Raw genomic sequence first — 16531 nt, 5'->3', positions numbered from 1 at the left:
TTACTAAATATGGTTAAGAGCAGGAAGTTCCTATTTATCCTGTTAGCGTCCTTAACTCTCCTTTTACTTCCCAACGGTCTCTACAGTGCCTTTGATAAAGATGAGCCTAAGTACTTAGAGGCCGCTTGGGAGATGGTGAAAAACGGAGACTTCATTACTCCTTACTACAACTACGAGTATAGGTTTGATAAACCGGTCCTCATCTATTGGCTTATAAGTCTAGGTTATAAGCTTTTTGGAGTTAACGAGTTTGGAGGGCGCTTCTTTGTTTCTATCTTTGGTGTCCTTACTGTAATCCTTCTCTTCTGGTGGCTTAGGAGGAGGGAAGGAGAAGACCTGGCCTTTGTCTCATCTTTAGTTCTCCTTACGAGCTTGGATTTTATAGTTATGTCCTCAGTTGCAATGCCTGACGTTGTTCTAACCTTCTTTATAGCAGCTTCTCTAATTTCCTTCTTTGAAGGCTACGTAAGTAGGAGTAAGAACTGGTATAGGCTTGCCTTTCTCTTTTCAGGTCTTGCCACTTTAACTAAGGGACCTGTTGGCCTTGCCCTTCCAGGTTTGATTGCTGTTGTCTTTTTAGTCTTAAGGAGGGATTTACTGAAGACCCTAAGGGATATTCCTTGGGTTTCTGGCTTCCTAATCTACTTTGCAGTTGTTCTCCCATGGTACGGAGCAATTTTAGCTAAACACGGAAGAGACTTCTTCATGGACTTTATAGTCTTTCACAACATCCACAGGTTTACCGGGAAAATTCCAGGTCACCCAACCCAGTGGTGGTACTACATTGCCAACTACTTCTGGCTCTACCTACCTTGGTCCTTTATTTTTCCATTTGCCCTCTATAGGGCCTTTAAGAGTAAAGAATCTATTACTGAGCCTCTTCTTAATTTTTCAATTGTCTGGTTCTTCACAGTTTTCCTCTTCTTCCAGATTGCCCACACAAAGCTTGCCCACTACCTACTTCCCTCCTTTCCTGCCTTTAGCGTTATTGTTGGCTGGTACCTCTTAAAGTTTAAGGAGAGGTTACCCTACCTGATCACGGGGGGCCTTTTGATAATTCTATCGGTAGCAGGTTTTGGCTTTTGGTTCTATAAAGGGTGGCCGCTTTGGGGAGCTCTCTTCCTACTCTTCCCTCTGGCTGGAGGTTTCCTATCTATCAAGTTTAACGACTACAGGCCCCTTGCTTACGGTTTCCTTTCAGGAATGCTTCTCTTTAAGTGGGTTGCCCTTCCCTCCCTTGAGCCTTTTAGGGCAAAGCCCCAGGTTGGTAAGGCACTTAGGAGTTTAAAGAAGGTGTGTCCTGAGTGTAAGGTAGCCTTCTTTGACTATACCAGTCCTGAAATTATCTACTACTACAGGTTGGGCAAGTTGGAAGACTTAAATAGGGATAGGGTGGAGGAGCTTCTAAAGTCTGGTGAACCTGCCGTTATAGTTACTAGGGAAAATAGGTTGAAGAAGCTAAAGGGTGTGAACTACGTCCTCCTTGACAAGAAGAGAGAACTCATTACTAACCACTCAATCGTTGTAATTTCTAACAGGGAGTTAAAGGAATGGAGGAGATAAGGAAAGTTTCCGTAGTCATTCCTGTTTATAACGAAGTAGAGAACGTTCCAATCCTCTACGAGAAGCTAAAGAGAGTTCTTGAGGAGCTCCCTCAGGACTACGAGATTATCTTCGTAGACGATGGGAGTACTGACGGTACGAGGGATAAGTTAAGGGAAATTGCCAAAAAGGATAAGAAGGTTAAGGTAATTGAGTTTTCCAGGAACTTTGGCCAGACTGCTGCGATGGCTGCCGGGATGGACTATGCGACAGGGGACGTAATAGTAACTATGGATGGAGACCTTCAGAACGACCCGGAGGATATTCCCCGCCTCCTTGAGAAGATAGAGGAAGGGTATGACGTTGTAAGCGGCTGGAGGAAAAATAGGAAGGATGCGGCGATAAGCAGGAAGCTTCCTTCAAAGATAGCCAACTGGTTAATAGGAAAGTTAACGGGAGTTGAAATTCATGACTACGGATGTACTCTTAAGGCTTACAGAAGTAGCGTTATAAAGAGAGTTCGCCTTTACGGTGAGCTTCACCGCTTTATTCCCGCCTTAGCGTCTACGGTTACTTCTACCGATAAAATTGTTGAGATCCCTGTAAAGCACCATCCGAGAATCTATGGGAAGTCAAAGTACGGTATTTCAAGGACCTTTAAGGTAATTTCAGACCTGTTCTTTATCTGGTTCTTAAAGAAGTTTATGCAGAAACCTATACACTTTTTCGGTTTTATCGGACTGGTTCTCTTTTTAGCCGGATTTTTCCCTTTTGTTTACTTGATTCTTCTAAAGTTGACCGGCCATTCAATAGGTAATAGGCCTCTTCTTATAATTTCAGTTCTCTTTATACTTGCCGGAATACAGATGTTTACCGCCGGTATAATCAGTGAAGTCCTTATGAGGATTTACTACGAGTCACAGGATAAGAGACCTTACGTAATAAGGAGACTTATAAACGTTGAAGAAGAGCAGTAGTTTAACGGTTTCCTTCTTAATTCTTTTAATTTTCATTTACTTTCTATACGAGTATAGAGTTTTTTCAAATCTTGAACAGATAGTTTCTAATTTAGATCCTCTCCTTCTCTTTATCTCTCTCCTCCTTTACGTATCAACTTACTTCTTTAGGGCAAAGCGTTTTACCGTTATGTTCCCTCAGATTTCCACTAAAGACCTTACTGCCGTTATGGCAGTTCACACTTTCTTCAATAACGTCTTTCCTTTCCGTTCAGGGGAGGCTTCCTTTCCGATAATTCTCAAGAAATTCTTTGGCGTTGAGCTCTCCATATCTTCAGGAGCTCTTCTCTTTGCCCGCCTCCTTGACCTTATCTCCCTCTCTTTCCTCTTTCTAATTTCTTCCCTCGTGGTTGCATCTCATGAGAGGAAGCTCCTTCTGATTCCTCTGGTTTCTATCTTGGCTGTTACACTTGTCTTGGTTTTAGCCCTTAAACTACTTAAGATGCTGAGAAATAGGTTTTTTGTTATAGGAGCTCTCTTTTACTTCTTTAATCAGTTTGTATCTACCAGGAAGCTTTCTCTAATAGCGCTCTACTCCCTTTTAACCTGGCTTTTTAAGTTCTCATCCTTTTATTTTATATTAAGAGCGGCTGGAGTTAACCTTAACTTCTTTCAAACGGTTTTCGTTTCCACCTTCGGAGAGATTACCACAGTCCTCCCGGTTCACAGTATCGGAGGGTTTGGAACTTACGAAGCTGGTCTTGTTGGAGGATTTAAGCTCCTTGGAGTAAAGACTAGCTATGCCCTTACTGTTGCCTTTTACTTTCACGTTATTCTCTTGGTTATGTCTGGCCTACTTGCTCTTGCCGGGTGGGTGTACCTTCAATTTAGGTTAAAGAGAGTTTATAGATAATTTCCTCTGCAATCTCTTTAGGTTTCTTTCCTTCACATTCAACGATGAGGTGGGCCCTTTCGTAGTAAGGAAGTCTCTTCGTGTAGAGTTCCAGCAGTCCCTCTTTCCCGAGTTTTGTTAGTGGTCTGTTCTTGTCCTTAGAAATCCTTTCCCAGAGGGTTTCAAAGGGAGTTTTTAGGAAAACTGACTTTGAGAGTTGGTTAATTACTTTTACGTTGTCTTTATAGGCGGGAGTTCCTCCTCCTGTAGAGAGTATAAGTTCACTCTTTTTAAGTAGGACTTCCTTTAGGAGGGAGCTCTCTATTTCCCTAAACTTCTCTTCTCCGAAAGCTTTAAAAATTTCCGGAATACTCATTCCTACTTTTTTGACTATTAAATCGTCAAGGTCAGTAAAGGGAAAGCCTAAGAGTTTTGAAAGTTCCTTTCCTACAGTACTTTTACCTGAACCCATAAATCCAATTAAAGTTACCTTCATTTGACGGGCACCGCGAAAGTAGGTTTATAGCCTTCTCTTGGTAGTTTAATAACTTTGTCGTCTGCTGTTCCTACGATTCCGTCAATTCCAGAGTTAATAACTTTATCGTCAATTAGGTAGAATTTTGTCTTAAAGCATCCCTTTACCGGTAGTTTTCTCTTACCTTCAACTCCTAAAACTTTCTCCCTTAGCGCCCAGTTGATAGCTTCTTCAACTTTTAACCTGTTAAACTGAGTAAAGTTTATTGGAAGAACAAGGTACACTATGCATATTAGAGCCAGTGATGTTAGGAAAAGTCTAAGCTTAAAGGGTAAACTTTCAGTGGTCTTAAAAGATTTTATCTCTAAAAGGCCACTTTCAAGGGACTTTACTAAGTCAGAAAGGGTGTATCCATGTTTGTAGATTTCTTCCCTATTTATGGGAGTTTTAGTTTTCCAGTGTGCCACTAAGAAAGGAGGAAGGTTCGTTGTCTCCAGTTTGGTTATCTCAAAAACTTCCGGTATTCTCCTAACTTCCTTTAGGATTGGGTTCTTTATAATTTCTACAAGCTTTTCTTCTTCTATCTCTTGGTTTGTGGAGCAGCCTTCTTCCTCAAATAACTCAAAGATTGGTTGTATGTTCGTTGTTATCCATTTCTCTAAAAGCTTTATTAGTTTAAATCTATCTGATAAGTAAAACGAATTCCCGTCAAAACAAATGGATACTTCTTCACTTTGATAGGGAAAATGGAGCCTAACTTCCCCCTTTTTCTCCTTTAGTACGTCAATCAGTATGAGTAGATCCTCTAAGTTTGCTAGTTTTCCTTTTATGTACTGCATACCAGTTTACCTAAAATAGAGTTAAGTATTAAAGAGAGTATGAAGACCAGAATAAATACAGTGTATTTAGAATTTGCAAAGCTAGTCATACCTAGTATCTGGAGGACTTCAGAGTTAATTCGCCGGTCATTTAACCCTACGAGCCTATTAAACGTGAAAGCTAAGAGGAGTCCTAGGGTGTAAGAGATTACTGAAAGGTAAGGAATTGATATTTCAGGCTCTTGTGCTTTAACGTGAATTAATAGGGGAGTGGGGGAGGCTTTTGATATATCTATGTTTTTACTCAGGAGTTCTTCCTTTATCCTGTTGGCCTCCTCAAACATTAGGAGTGAAGAGTAGGTTATGTATAAATTAAATAAGACTTCAGGGGAGTTAATATGTTCTTTGGCTTTCTTGAAGAATTCAAGGGCTTTTCTATAGTTTTCTTTCAAGAAATAGGTATATCCTAAATCATTGTACAGTATTCCGAGTAAATAAGGGTCTTTAACCTTTATTGACTTTAGTTTACTTGCGGATCTGATTTCCCCTAAAGCTAAGTCGTTAGTTATGAGTTCTAGCTTCCTGTAGTTCGGCTCTTTTAAAGCAGAGCTTATTAAATAGGGAGGTGCGTATCCATCCCTATTAACCTTTACTGTATAGAGAAACTGGGGAGATTTTACGTAGTTAAAAAGGTTTTTGTTTAAGCCAACTGTAAATATTGAGAGTAGAGAGGCTAAGAACAGGATGACTGCAGCTCTTCTTTTCTTTAGAAAAAGGGCTAAAAGTGTTCCTGCTCCACACAGGAAGTAGTATCCAGCGGTAAAGTTGGTAAGGGTAAGTAGGGTAAGTACCAGTATAAGGGAAAGAGTTAAGTACTTCCTCTTTTCTGGATCAATTTTTAAATGTTGGCTGTAGAAGATAAAAGTATAAAAAAGGAAGAGGAAAATAGTGGCTTTTAGAGCCCTTTTTAGCGGTTCAACGTAGAATAGAGTCTTCTTTATCAGTGAAATTTCCGTGTTTGGAATCTTCTCAACCTCTTTATTCATGAGGTAGTTTAGTTCGGGTATGTGATAGATGGGATACTTTGCCTTCTTATTTTCTATTTCCTTTAGGTTTTTCTCAATTACTTGGGGGGGAGCTCCCTTACTTATGTTATCCTCAAGTTTGTTTAGGAGCTCCTTTAAGGATGAAGCCTCCCCCTTTGAAAAACTAAAGAGCCCTATCAACAGCGCTAATAAAATCCACCATTTCTTCATAGTTCTCTATCCCTTCTACTTCCCACGTCCTAAATCCTATTACCCTCTTTCCTAGTTTAAGGGCAAAGGCAATTTCACTTAAAGTTCCGTAATTTCCCCCTACCGCTACAACCGGATCACCCGATGCAGCTACTATAACGTTCCTTCCGTGACCCATTCCAGTTTGTACTTTTATATCAACGAAGCTGTTAGATGTATCTTCGTAGTGTGGAAGTATTCCAACCGTAATTCCTCCTCCCTCCTTTGCTCCCTTGCAGGCCGCCTCCATTACTCCAAATAATCCTCCACAGATTAGGACAATTCCCCTACTCCCTATAATTTTTCCAACCTCAAAGGCCGCCCTGTAGATTTCTGAAGTTGGTTTTACGTTTCCATCTCCTATAACCGAAACCTTTTTCAAATGTACCCCCTAAACCCTCCAGGAGGGTATTTTTCTACTTCCTTCTTAAGTATTCAACTAAAGGTTCTTTTATCTCCACAAGTCCTAGTTCATTTATCTCCATTAGGTGGATTCTTGTATCGTGACCGCAGAGCCTGCAACCGTCAATTCTAAAGAGTCTTAGTATATCCCCTACTTCCTTCTTAAAGAGTCTTGCTCTGCTTGCAGATAGCAGGATTTCCTTTGATAGGACCATTGAACAGTCAACGATGTGGCCTACGGCGTACCCTCCTGCAGCCTCTGCTGAGAGTTCATCGTGACCGCTCCTCTTTTGAGAGACGAATATTGCTGTTTGATACCATTTCTTCATAAAGTTGAAGAACGCCCTAACTATGGAGCGTGCAAGCATTTCTTTTGCTTCGTACAGGCCGGTTATAGAGTCTATAACCGTTCTGTGGCAATGGTAGGTTCTGTAAACGTAGGCTAGGGTATCAAGCATTGTTGGAATATCGTCCCTGAGCCTTGCGTTGCTTGCCGCATCTATCAGGATGATGTTGTCCTCTATCTCCTCAAAGTCTACTCCCATTGCAGTAGCTCTCTGCTTGAGGCCTGCTGCAACGAAGTTTGCTGGACTCTCAACTGTGACGAAACAGACTTTCTGAGCCATTGAGGCCTGTTTTATCGTAAACTGTTCTGCCATTAAGCTCTTACCTGTGTCCGGCATCCCAGTGAGGTTTACAACGGCGTACTCTGGAATTCCTCCAAGGGGTTTCCTAACGGGCTTTCCATCCTCTATTTCAACTTTGAAGAAGAGGTTGTCAAGCCCCTCTACTCCAGTTGGAACTCCCCTTAGTTCAGGAGCTTTCTTTACTGCTTCTCCGAGTACGTATACGTAGTCCTTCATTACCTGTGGTTTCCTCTCTGAATACTGTTCAGCCATCTCTTCCCTCCTCTAATTCTTTTTTACCAGTGAAACTCCCCACTTCAGGAGTTCTTCAGTAGTCCTCTTATCAGGGCTCTCTGCATAGACCCTAAAGACCGGTTCGGTTCCCGAAGGCCTAAACAGGAGCCATGAATCGTTTTCAAATATTATTTTAATTCCGTCAATAGTTAGAACTCTCTTTACTTTTAACCCCTTCCACTCCTTTGGAGGGTTCTCCTTGAGCTCCTCAAGAGCTCTTTTTTCCTCTTCACTTACCGGTAGGTCAATCCTCCTGTAGTAGGCCGTTCCAAACTCCTTGAAGAGTTCCTCAACCATCTGGGAAACTGTTTTACCTTCGGCAAGCATCTTCTCAACGATTAAAAGTCCCATTAGGAGGCCGTCCCTTTCAGGGAGGTAATCTATTAGGGCGTAACCTCCGCTCTCCTCTCCCCCAAAGAGTACCCTCTCCTTTACTAAAACTTCTGATATGTTTTTGAAACCTACAGGGACTTCAAGGAGCTCTATTCCAAACTTCCTGCAAACTCTATCAACCAAGTAACCTGAACTTACAGTCTTGACGACGATTCCTTCTCTCATTCCCCTGTTCCTAAGTACGTGGAGGAGGAGGAGGGCAAAGACTATCTGTGAATTAACGAAGTTTCCCTTTTCGTCAACTATTCCTACCCTGTCTCCATCTCCGTCGTTTGCTATTCCTATGTCAGCCTTAATGGCTCTAACTTTCTCCATGAGTCCAGTTATGTTCTTTTCAACGATAGGTTCGGGGTGTTTCCCACCAAAGAGTGGGTCCCTGTAAGCGTGGATCTCTGTTACCTCAGCTTTCGTTCCAAGGAGAGCTCTGTACATAAGCCCCTGCTGGGCCCCGTACATCGGGTCGTGGACGATCTTTACTTCCCTCTCATTAAAGAGTGAGAGCTCCAGTTGGCCTCTAACTCCCTCAACGTAAGGGGTATTTAGGTCTTGTTTTTTATACTCTCCAAACTCTACCTGATAGTTCTCGGCCTGAGGAAGTTTATCCTCTATCTTCTTCGTTACCTGAGTTCTTGCGGCTCCTCCGAAACTTTCCTTTACTTTGTATCCGTTGTACTTTCCTGTGTTGTGGGATGCGGTTATAACGATTCCCGAGTTGAACTTCCCGTACTTTGTTGTGTATGAAACTGCAGGGGTAGGGCAGAAAGTATCTGAAAGGACTACCTCAAATCCCATTCCAGAAAGTATTTTTGCTACAAAATCCCCGTACTCTTCAGATAGAAACCTTAAGTCGTAACCTATAACAACTTTTTCGGCTCCTTCTTCCTTTAGGGCAAGCCCGTGGGCTACAGCCACTCTCTTTAAGTTCTCAAATGTAAAGTCCTTTGAGATTACCCCTCTCCAGCCGTCTGTTCCAAACTTTATCATTCCAACTTCCCCCTTTATATGAAGAGAATTTGAGTTAAACCGATTATGAAACCTAAAACTCCTCCCAGTAAAGTTATGTGCTTAAGCTCTTCATCTATTAACTTTAAGACGATTTCCTCAACTTCTTCAATAGGTAGGGAGTTTACCCTTTCCTTTACCATTTCTTCAACGTTTATTGCTTCCATTATTACTGGGAGCTCCCTTTCAATTACCTCAAACAGTTTTTCAGCTAGAAGTTGGGCAATTTCCCTCTTATGGCTTTCTATAAAGCTGCTGATAAAGGGAGGTAGTTCCTCTACTAAGAGCTCTTTAAGGGTAGAGAGCTCCTTAATCCTTTTTCCCTCAATTTCCCTTAGGTACTCTCTAACTGTTGTCTTCAGTATTTCCTTCAGCTTAACTGCCAGTTCAGATTCTGTATTAATCCCACTTGAAAGTATAGTTTGAAACTTTGTCCATAGGAGTTTTGACAGTTTTAGCCTGAAAGAGGGCTCGTTTGCAACCCTTTCTACCATCTCTTCAATTAGCTGAGTTGCCTTGTGGGCTATGGTCTGGGCAAATCTCTGAGTTATTAGGGGAAGTACCGATTGAAGTTTTGAAACGTTCTCCATTACTGCCGTGTAGATTACCTCTCTTAGCTGTCCACTCCTCAGCTGCTCAATTAGACTCTCTGTGAACTTATCAAGCTTTTCGTTTAGGGTCCTTTCAAGCTCTCTTTCTACCCGATCGGGGAGGAGTTCCCTCAAGCTCCTTCCGTGGAGCTTCCTAAAGCCTTTTTCAATTAGCTGTTCAGCCTTCTGGTCAACTAATTCCTGGGGTATTACATTTTTTAGCTTTTTGTCCTCTACTTTCTCAATAAACTGCTTTACGTAGAGGGAGCTGTTCCTGCTCAACTCTGAGAGAAAGTTCTCTGTAAAGTTAAGTAGGCTTTCCCTTACTTTTGAGTGGTTGAGCCTTCTCTTTATACTCTCTTCTGTTAGGAGGTTCTCTTTTACGACCTTCGCTATGGCCTCTGCAAGTTTCTCTCTTTTTGCTGGAATGAGTCCCGGAGTAAAGGGTACTTTCTTTCCAAATAGGTAGTATGGTTTAACCGGTTTAAAGAGCATCTTTATTGCAATGTAGTTTGTGAAATAACCTATGAGGGCTCCAACTGTCGGGGGAACTATATACTCAATCAAGGTGAAACTCCTCCACTATACTGTAAACGGGACCTTTAGAAGTTAACTTACTCTCTATTAAGCATACGCTACTTTCTTCCCTCTCTTTAAAGAGGTAATCCTTCATACGGTGAAGGTAATTTTTAAACTTTATTCTCCTCCTTAACTTCTTAATTCTCAAGAGGGTTAGGTGAGGAGTGTAGCTCTCTTCAGGGGTAAAACCAAACGGCATTAAGGCTCGGTCAACCACTCTCTTAACCTCTTCTATTCCCTCAGAGAGGACTCCAACCCATAGAACCCTATCTATTCCGTTCCTTTTAAACGTGCCCAGCCCCTTATACTGAACTTTAAACTTCTGGGCGTTCTTGAGTTTTCCCCTCAACATCTTTGCAATTTGGGGAATCTTTTCCTCTTCAACGTCTCCTAGGAATCGGAAAGTGATGTGAAGGTTTTTAGGTTCAACCCACTTTCCCTCAATTCCTAAACTTTCAACTTCTTTCTTTACCTGTCCGTAGTCTATCGGCGTAAAGGTTCCGATAAAGAGCCTTTTTCTCACTTTAGCTCCTCTTGATAGGTTTTGCTTTAATTTTAAAGCTAAAAGAAAAAGTTTAAGAGGGAGAAGATGAAAAAGAGAACAAAGATCGTTGCTACTTTAGGGCCTGCCTCTTCAAATGAGGAAACTCTTACTAAGATGGTTAAGGCGGGCCTCAACGTTGTAAGGTTGAACATGAGTCACGGAAGTCACGCTGAGCATGAGGAGAGGTTTAACCTTGTTAAGGAGGTTGAGAGGAAAACGGGTCTTCCAATTCCTGTTTTAGTTGACCTGTGCGGTCCAAAGATAAGGATAGGTAAGCTACCTAAAGAGCCCCTCTTCCTCCACAGGGGGGATACTATAGTCTTGACCACCGGAGAACCTGTTAAAAACAGGATTCCCGTTAATTATCCGAACCTCCACAGAGAGGTAAAGAGGGGGGAAGTAATTCTCCTAGCTGACGGAGCTTTCAGGTTGAAGGTTAAGGAGGTTAAAGGAAGGGATATCGTCTGTGAGGTTTTAGTCGGGGGACCTTTAACCTCTCATAAAGGGGTTAACCTTCCCCACAGTAAGCTCTCAGTTCCTGCCTTAACCGACAAGGATAGGGATGACGTTAAGTTTGCAGTTGAAATGGGAGCAGACTTTATTGCCCTGTCCTTTGTCAGAAGGGCCGACGACGTCAAGGAGCTGAAAGACCTGATATCCTCTTTAGGCTCAGATATTCCGGTTATAGCGAAGATAGAGAAGCCAGAGGCTGTAAAGAACATTGATCAGATTTTAAAGGTTGCCGATGGGATAATGGTTGCAAGGGGAGATTTAGGGGTGGAGCTCCCCATAGAGAAAGTTCCAGTAGTTCAAAAGATGCTCATAAAGAAGGCCAACGAGGCTGGTAAACCTGTAATAACTGCAACTCAGATGTTAAAGACGATGGTTGATCTTCCCTCTCCCACGAGGGCTGAAGCTACAGACGTTGCAAATGCAGTCCTTGATGGAACGGATGCCCTGATGCTCTCAGAGGAGACAGCAGTCGGCAAGTACCCGGTTAGAGTTATAAAGACAATGGCAAAGATAGCGTCTGAAGCTGAGAAAATTTATCCCTACGAGAGGTATTCAAAACTTACTGCAAAGACTCTTCAGGATTCCCTCTCAAAATCTGCCTGCAACCTCTCAAGGGAGATAAAGGTTAAGGCAATAGTTCCTTTTACGAGGAGTGGAGCGACTGCTCAGGCTGTTTCAAAGTTTAGACCGTCTGTTCCCATTTATGCCGTTACCCACGATGAGAAAACCTTTAGAAGGCTTAATCTCCTATGGGGAGTTTATCCTTTCCTAACCCTTCCTGCTACAACTACTGATAAGGTTATTGAGGAGTCTATGAAGGTTGCTAAGAAGAAGGGGATAGCTAAAAAAGGTGATAGGATTATAGTGCTGGCGGGAGCTCCAACTGGAGTTCCGGGAACTACAAATCTCCTTAAAGTTTTAACCGTTAGGTAAGAGGGACGGGGTGAAAAGGACGATTTCTCTTTCTATTTTTGCTTTCCTTTCCCTTTTAACGGCTTTAAGTGATCTTGATTTGTCTGTTAAGAAAGGACTGATTCTCCTTGAGTTTGGAGCGGTCTTCTGGATTACCGAACTACTTCCCCTTCCTGTTACTTCCCTACTTATACCGGCTTTTGGAGTTCTCCTTGGAGTTAGTTCTGTTAAAGGGGCTTTTTCTTCCTTTGCTCATCCGATAATCTTCCTGTTTTTCGGAGGTTTTGCCTTAGCAACTGCCCTTTCAAAGTACTCCCTTGACAGGTTAATAGCCTCTAAGATTATTTCCCTATCAAAGGGTTCATTCCTTTTGACATCCTTCCTGCTCTTCTTAGCTACAGCCGTTATCTCAATGTGGATAAGTAATACCTCAACAACTGCAATGGTTCTTCCCCTTGCTCTGGGGCTTATAGGGGCGATCTCTTCAGATGAAAGGGTGAAACACTTCATCCTTCTAGGTGTTGCCTACTCTGCAAGCGTTGGGGGAATTGGAACCCTAGTCGGAAGTCCTCCTAACGGAATTACTGCTGCAGAGCTTGGAATGGGGTTTGCCGATTGGCTTAAAGTGGGCATTCCTATTTTTATTATCCTCTTCCCTCTCCTCTTCCTACTTCTATACTTCCTGTTTAGGCCGAAGGTTTTCCAAAAAGTTGAGATTGAGAAAGTTGATCTTTCCATCAGTAGAGAGAGACTCCTTGTCCTGTTTATTTTCGGACTAACCGTTCTTGGGTGGTTGTTCAGTAAGCCGCTATCTCACTTTTTGGGAGTGGGGAAGTACTTTGACTCTGTTGTTGCCGTTGTTGGAGTTTCCCTCCTTTTTGCCTTTAAACTCGTTAACTGGAGGGAAGTTGAGGAGGGAACGGACTGGGGAACCCTTTGTCTTTTCGGTGGAGGAATTGCCCTTTCTCACTTTTTAAAGGTAACCGGAACCAGTAAATTCATTGCTACAACTTTAATAAAAGTAGTTTCGCCCCTTCCAATCTTCTTACTTATCCTTTCCGTTGTCCTCTTTATGATTTTTATCACTGAGCTTATGAGCAACACTGCTACTGCTGCCATCTTTATTCCTATCTTAATTTCTACTGCTAACTCCCTAAACTTTCCTCCTCAGCTACTGGCCCTTCCGGCTGGAATTGCTGCTTCGTGTGCTTTTATGCTTCCGGTTGCTACGCCGCCAAACGCAATTGTTTACGGAACGGGGGCTGTTAGACAGGGGGAAATGATCAGAGCTGGAATTATCCTAAACTTAACCTTTGCCCTTGTTATTTCTCTGTTTTTCTACTTCTACCTATAGTTGGTGCCCGGGGCGGGATTTGAACCCGCACGGCCTTGCGGCCACAGGATCCTGAGTCCTGCGCGTCTGCCAATTCCGCCACCCGGGCAAGTTTGCAAACTATAATATAGTCAAGTTTGTCTTATATGACTATATTGGCTCTTAAACTAAAGCTGGAGGGAGAGATGGAAAGGTTAACTATAGTTTACGACAACAGAGCTGTTGCTCCTTTTAAGGCAGACTGGGGCTTTTCAACCCTCATTGAACTGGAGGATCAAGTAATCCTCTTTGATACTGGAGCAAAGCCGGATGTTCTGGAACACAACTTAAAGTGTGCAGACTTTCCAATTAGCAGTATAGATGCAGTTTTCATCTCCCACAACCACTGGGATCACGTAGGGGGATTACCCTTAATAGTTGAAAGGGTTGAACACTTTGAACTTTACATGCCAGAACCGGACTGCTATGGGTATGAGGAAAAACTACCTGAAAGTGTAGTTTGCGTTCCAGTTTCTGCTCCTACTTACCTTACTCAGAGGACTATTTCAACGGGAATTATGCTCACAGGCCTTGAAGAACCGGAGTACGAACATTCCTTAATTGTAGCTACCCAAATGGGGCCGGTTCTCGTCGTTGGTTGTTCCCATCCAGGAATTGTTGAAATAGCTAGGAGGGCAGTCTCTATAGTGGGCGAGAACTTGTTTTTGACAGTTGGAGGTTTCCACCTTTACAAGTCAACTAGGGAGGAGATTGAGGAAGTTGCTAAGGAGCTTTCTAGGTTTACAGAGTTCGTTGCTCCTTGCCACTGTACCGGTGAGCTTGGAATAGAGGTTTTCGCTGAAGTTTTTGGTGATAAGTTTATAGATGCAAGGGCGGGAGTAGAAATTCCCTTAGAGGAGGTCTAAATGTTTGATGCTTTGGCTGAGAGAGTTCAGTCCGTAATAGAGAAAATAGGAAGGAAGGGTAGGATAGATGAGGAGACCTTAGAGAAAGGTTTGAGGGAAATTAAGCTTGCACTCCTTGAGGCTGACGTAAACTATAAGGTTGTTTCAAACTTTATAAAGGATATTAAGGAAAAGGCCCTTGGAGCAGAGGTTATTAAGGGTGTTAATCCAGCTCAGCAGCTTGTAAAGATAGTCCACGATGAGCTCGTTGAAGTCCTTGGTGGAGAGTCAGCCAAGCTAGAGCTAAAAGGTAAACCTGCAGTTATCCTCCTAATTGGACTTCAGGGTTCAGGTAAGACGACGACGGCTGCAAAGCTTGCTAACTACTTGAAAAAGCAGGGAAAGAAGGTTTTAGCTACATCGGCAGACGTCTATAGGCCTGCTGCTATGCTACAGCTTAAAAAGCTCGGGGATAAAATAGGCGTTCCTGTTTTCCTAGAAGAGGGGGAGAGGGATGCTGTAAAGATAGCTAAGGATGCCTTAAAGAAGGCAAAGGATGAAGGTTACGATGTCCTTATAGTTGATACTGCTGGAAGGCTCCACATTGACCAGGAGCTCCTGGAAGAAGCGAGGAGGATCAAGGAGGAGGTTAACCCTGATGAGACCCTTTTCGTTATTGATTCAATGACCGGTCAGGAGGCAGTTAACATTGCTAAGGCCTTTGACGAATCGGTTGGTATGACCGGAATAATCCTAACAAAAATGGATTCAGACGCTCGCGGAGGTGTTGCCCTCTCAGTAAAAGGAGTTACCGGTAAGCCTATAAAGTTTGCCGGTACTGGTGAGAAGATAGAGGACTTTGAGCCTTTCTACCCTGAAAGGGTAGCTTCACGGATTTTAGGAATGGGAGATATAGTTTCTCTGGTTGAGAAAGCTCAAGAGGTTATAGATGAGAGAGAAGCTCTTTCTATGCAGGAAAAGTTACTCTCTGGAGAGTTTACCCTTGAGGACTTCCGTCAACAGTTGAAGATGATTCAGAGGCTTGGACCAATACAGCAGATAATCAGGATGATTCCTGGGCTTGGTAGTCAAAAGATGCTTAAACAGCTTCAGCAGGTTATAGACGATAAGAAGCTAAAGAGAATAGAGGCCATAATTAACTCAATGACCCCTGAGGAGAGGAGGAACCACGCGATAATAAATGCAAGCAGGAAGAGGAGAATAGCAAGGGGTAGCGGTACGAGTGTTAAAGAAGTTGACGCACTTTTAAAGCAGTTTGTTCAGGCAAAGATGGCAATGAAGCAGATGAGGAAGATGCAGAAGAAGATGGCAAAGAAAGGAGGAAAGTTTCCCTTTCCCTTTATTTAAGCTTGAACTAAATTAGTTTTGGGATAAAATTACCCATCAAAACTTCAAAGGAGGAGAGCCTTGGTTAAGATAAGGCTTAAAAAGATGGGAAGGAAGAAGCTCCCTATCTACAAGATAGTTGTAGCAGAAGCTATGTCAAAGAGGGACGGAAGGGCCGTTGATATCCTCGGTACCTATAACCCTAAGTCTAAAGAACTTCAGCTGGACGTTGAAAAAGTTAAGGAGTGGCTCAGTAAAGGTGCTAAACCGACTCCGAGAGTTGCTTCACTAATTAAGAAGGTTCTTCAGTAAGGAGGTAGGAGATGTCTGCGCTCAAAGAGATGGTAGAGTGTGTAGCAAAGAGGCTCGTTGATAATCCGGATCAGGTTCAGGTAACAGAAACTGAAGGAGAGAGGACTATTGTTATTGAACTGAAGGTTGCACCTGCAGACCTGGGTAAAGTTATTGGAAGGCAGGGTAGGACTGCAAAAGCTTTAAGAACGCTCCTTTCAGCTGCTGCTACTAAGATGGGTAAAAGGGCCGTTCTTGAAATTATTGAGTAGTTCCCTAATAAATGGGGTAGCATTGCTACCCCATTTGTCTTAGCTTGTTAAATACATCGTCAGCGGTTGAATCTTTATCAATAAAGAAAGATCCAAGCTTAAAGTTTATTAGGACATTTCTGTCGCTGTAAGTTTTTGCTCTTAAGTTTAAGAGCATGTTTTTAAGTCTATCTAAGACAACTTCTATATCTCCTCTGTTCTTCAGTGGGAAGACTATTCCAATTAACGTTTCATCAACGAGGAAGAGCATATCGTAAGGTCTTATGTGACCGTCAATGTAGGTTGCTATGTAGGTTATTATAGAATGCCTGTCTGCTGGTGGGATTTCCCCTACCAAAGAAAGCTTAACTCCTACACATCCTAAGCTCTCTTCACTAGTATACTTTGACCTTTCTATCATCCTATAAATTCTTTGCTTAACGAATTTCGCTTTAGGAATGAAGGACTCTTTATCTATTAACTCTCTGTACTCTTCAAGTTCCTTTCCAAGGAGCTCCACTAAGTACTCAACTTCATCAAGTTCCTTTAAACTCTCTTTAAGGAGCCTAAAAGCTTGTTTTATCTTCTCAATTCCAGTATTCATCTATTTCCC

18 protein-coding genes and 1 tRNA gene are annotated in these 16531 nt (G+C 42.5%); 9 read left to right on the top strand and 10 right to left on the bottom strand.

Going from position 1 to position 16531, the window contains the following annotated elements:
* Positions 1–9: 9 nt before the first annotated feature.
* From C7457_RS05505 to C7457_RS05495, 3 genes are read left to right on the top strand one after another with little or no spacing between them, the layout of a single operon-like run.
* The gene (locus C7457_RS05505; protein WP_121170881.1) at positions 10–1563 is read left to right on the top strand and encodes an ArnT family glycosyltransferase; all 1554 of its coding nucleotides are present in this window, start codon (positions 10–12) and stop codon (positions 1561–1563) included.
* Complete coding sequence (locus C7457_RS05500; protein WP_121170879.1) at positions 1551–2519, top strand: glycosyltransferase family 2 protein; 969 nt, start codon at positions 1551–1553, stop codon at positions 2517–2519. The genes C7457_RS05505 and C7457_RS05500 overlap by 13 nt, the downstream gene beginning before the upstream one ends.
* Positions 2503–3411, top strand: coding sequence for a lysylphosphatidylglycerol synthase transmembrane domain-containing protein (locus tag C7457_RS05495; RefSeq protein ID WP_121170877.1), 909 nt, complete (start codon positions 2503–2505; stop codon positions 3409–3411). Before C7457_RS05500 ends, C7457_RS05495 begins: the two co-directional genes overlap by 17 nt.
* Here the strand turns inward: C7457_RS05495 and C7457_RS05490 are convergent.
* Genes C7457_RS05490 through thpR form a run of 8 tightly spaced genes read right to left on the bottom strand, consistent with a single transcriptional unit; the run spans position 3386 to position 10366 of the window.
* Positions 3386–3886, bottom strand: a complete 501-nt coding sequence (locus C7457_RS05490) for a shikimate kinase (protein WP_121170875.1) — start codon at positions 3884–3886, stop codon at positions 3386–3388. The genes C7457_RS05495 and C7457_RS05490 overlap by 26 nt on opposite strands.
* Entirely contained in the window at positions 3883–4704 is an 822-nt protein-coding gene (locus tag C7457_RS05485; protein WP_121170873.1) for a hypothetical protein, read from the bottom strand. Before C7457_RS05485 ends, C7457_RS05490 begins: the two co-directional genes overlap by 4 nt.
* Complete coding sequence (locus tag C7457_RS05480) at positions 4692–5939, bottom strand: tetratricopeptide repeat protein (protein WP_147422184.1); 1248 nt, start codon at positions 5937–5939, stop codon at positions 4692–4694. Before C7457_RS05480 ends, C7457_RS05485 begins: the two co-directional genes overlap by 13 nt.
* Positions 5893–6339, bottom strand: coding sequence for a TIGR00725 family protein (locus C7457_RS05475; RefSeq protein WP_121170869.1), 447 nt, complete (start codon positions 6337–6339; stop codon positions 5893–5895). The genes C7457_RS05480 and C7457_RS05475 overlap by 47 nt, the downstream gene beginning before the upstream one ends.
* Before the next feature lie 34 nt (positions 6340–6373).
* Positions 6374–7258 (bottom strand): KaiC domain-containing protein, encoded by an 885-nt coding sequence (locus tag C7457_RS05470; protein WP_121170867.1) that lies wholly within the window; start codon positions 7256–7258, stop codon positions 6374–6376.
* Positions 7259–7270: 12 nt separating this feature from the next.
* Positions 7271–8656, bottom strand: a complete 1386-nt coding sequence (locus C7457_RS05465) for a phosphoglucomutase/phosphomannomutase family protein (RefSeq protein ID WP_121170865.1) — start codon at positions 8654–8656, stop codon at positions 7271–7273.
* A gap of 14 nt (positions 8657–8670) precedes the next feature.
* On the bottom strand, positions 8671–9831 hold the full coding sequence (locus C7457_RS05460) for a DUF445 family protein (RefSeq protein ID WP_121170863.1): 1161 nt from the start codon (positions 9829–9831) through the stop codon (positions 8671–8673).
* Entirely contained in the window at positions 9824–10366 is a 543-nt protein-coding gene (thpR, locus tag C7457_RS05455; RefSeq protein ID WP_121170861.1) for an RNA 2',3'-cyclic phosphodiesterase, read from the bottom strand. The genes C7457_RS05460 and thpR overlap by 8 nt, the downstream gene beginning before the upstream one ends.
* 66 nt (positions 10367–10432) lie before the next feature.
* Between thpR and pyk the strand changes: the two genes are divergently transcribed.
* Together pyk and C7457_RS05445 are read left to right on the top strand one after the other, a co-directional pair.
* Positions 10433–11833: a pyruvate kinase gene (pyk, locus tag C7457_RS05450; RefSeq protein WP_121170859.1), complete on the top strand. Its 1401-nt coding sequence runs from the start codon at positions 10433–10435 to the stop codon at positions 11831–11833.
* Positions 11834–11843: 10 nt separating this feature from the next.
* Positions 11844–13166, top strand: coding sequence for an SLC13 family permease (locus C7457_RS05445; RefSeq protein WP_121170857.1), 1323 nt, complete (start codon positions 11844–11846; stop codon positions 13164–13166).
* A 1-nt stretch (position 13167) separates the two neighbouring features.
* On the opposite strand, the gene C7457_RS05440 is transcribed toward C7457_RS05445, so the two are convergent.
* A tRNA-Leu gene (locus tag C7457_RS05440) sits at positions 13168–13254 on the bottom strand.
* Between the two features lie 76 nt (positions 13255–13330).
* Here C7457_RS05440 and C7457_RS05435 point away from each other — a divergent pair.
* Genes C7457_RS05435 through C7457_RS05420 form a run of 4 tightly spaced genes read left to right on the top strand, consistent with a single transcriptional unit; the run spans position 13331 to position 15939 of the window.
* Positions 13331–14050: an MBL fold metallo-hydrolase gene (locus C7457_RS05435; protein ID WP_121170855.1), complete on the top strand. Its 720-nt coding sequence runs from the start codon at positions 13331–13333 to the stop codon at positions 14048–14050.
* Positions 14051–15397, top strand: a complete 1347-nt coding sequence (gene ffh / locus C7457_RS05430) for a signal recognition particle protein (protein WP_121170853.1) — start codon at positions 14051–14053, stop codon at positions 15395–15397.
* Positions 15398–15457: 60 nt separating this feature from the next.
* Complete coding sequence (gene rpsP, locus C7457_RS05425) at positions 15458–15688, top strand: 30S ribosomal protein S16 (RefSeq protein ID WP_121170851.1); 231 nt, start codon at positions 15458–15460, stop codon at positions 15686–15688.
* A gap of 11 nt (positions 15689–15699) precedes the next feature.
* Complete coding sequence (locus C7457_RS05420; RefSeq protein WP_121170849.1) at positions 15700–15939, top strand: KH domain-containing protein; 240 nt, start codon at positions 15700–15702, stop codon at positions 15937–15939.
* 25 nt (positions 15940–15964) lie between these two features.
* On the opposite strand, the gene C7457_RS05415 is transcribed toward C7457_RS05420, so the two are convergent.
* On the bottom strand, positions 15965–16522 hold the full coding sequence (locus C7457_RS05415) for a hypothetical protein (RefSeq protein ID WP_121170847.1): 558 nt from the start codon (positions 16520–16522) through the stop codon (positions 15965–15967).
* Positions 16523–16531 lie beyond the last annotated feature (9 nt).

The sequence above is a fragment of the Thermovibrio guaymasensis genome (assembly GCF_003633715.1).
Lineage (GTDB): Bacteria > Aquificota > Aquificia > Desulfurobacteriales > Desulfurobacteriaceae > Thermovibrio > Thermovibrio guaymasensis.
Note: the sequence above shows the minus strand (reverse complement) of the source record. Positions and strands in the feature narration are given on the sequence as shown.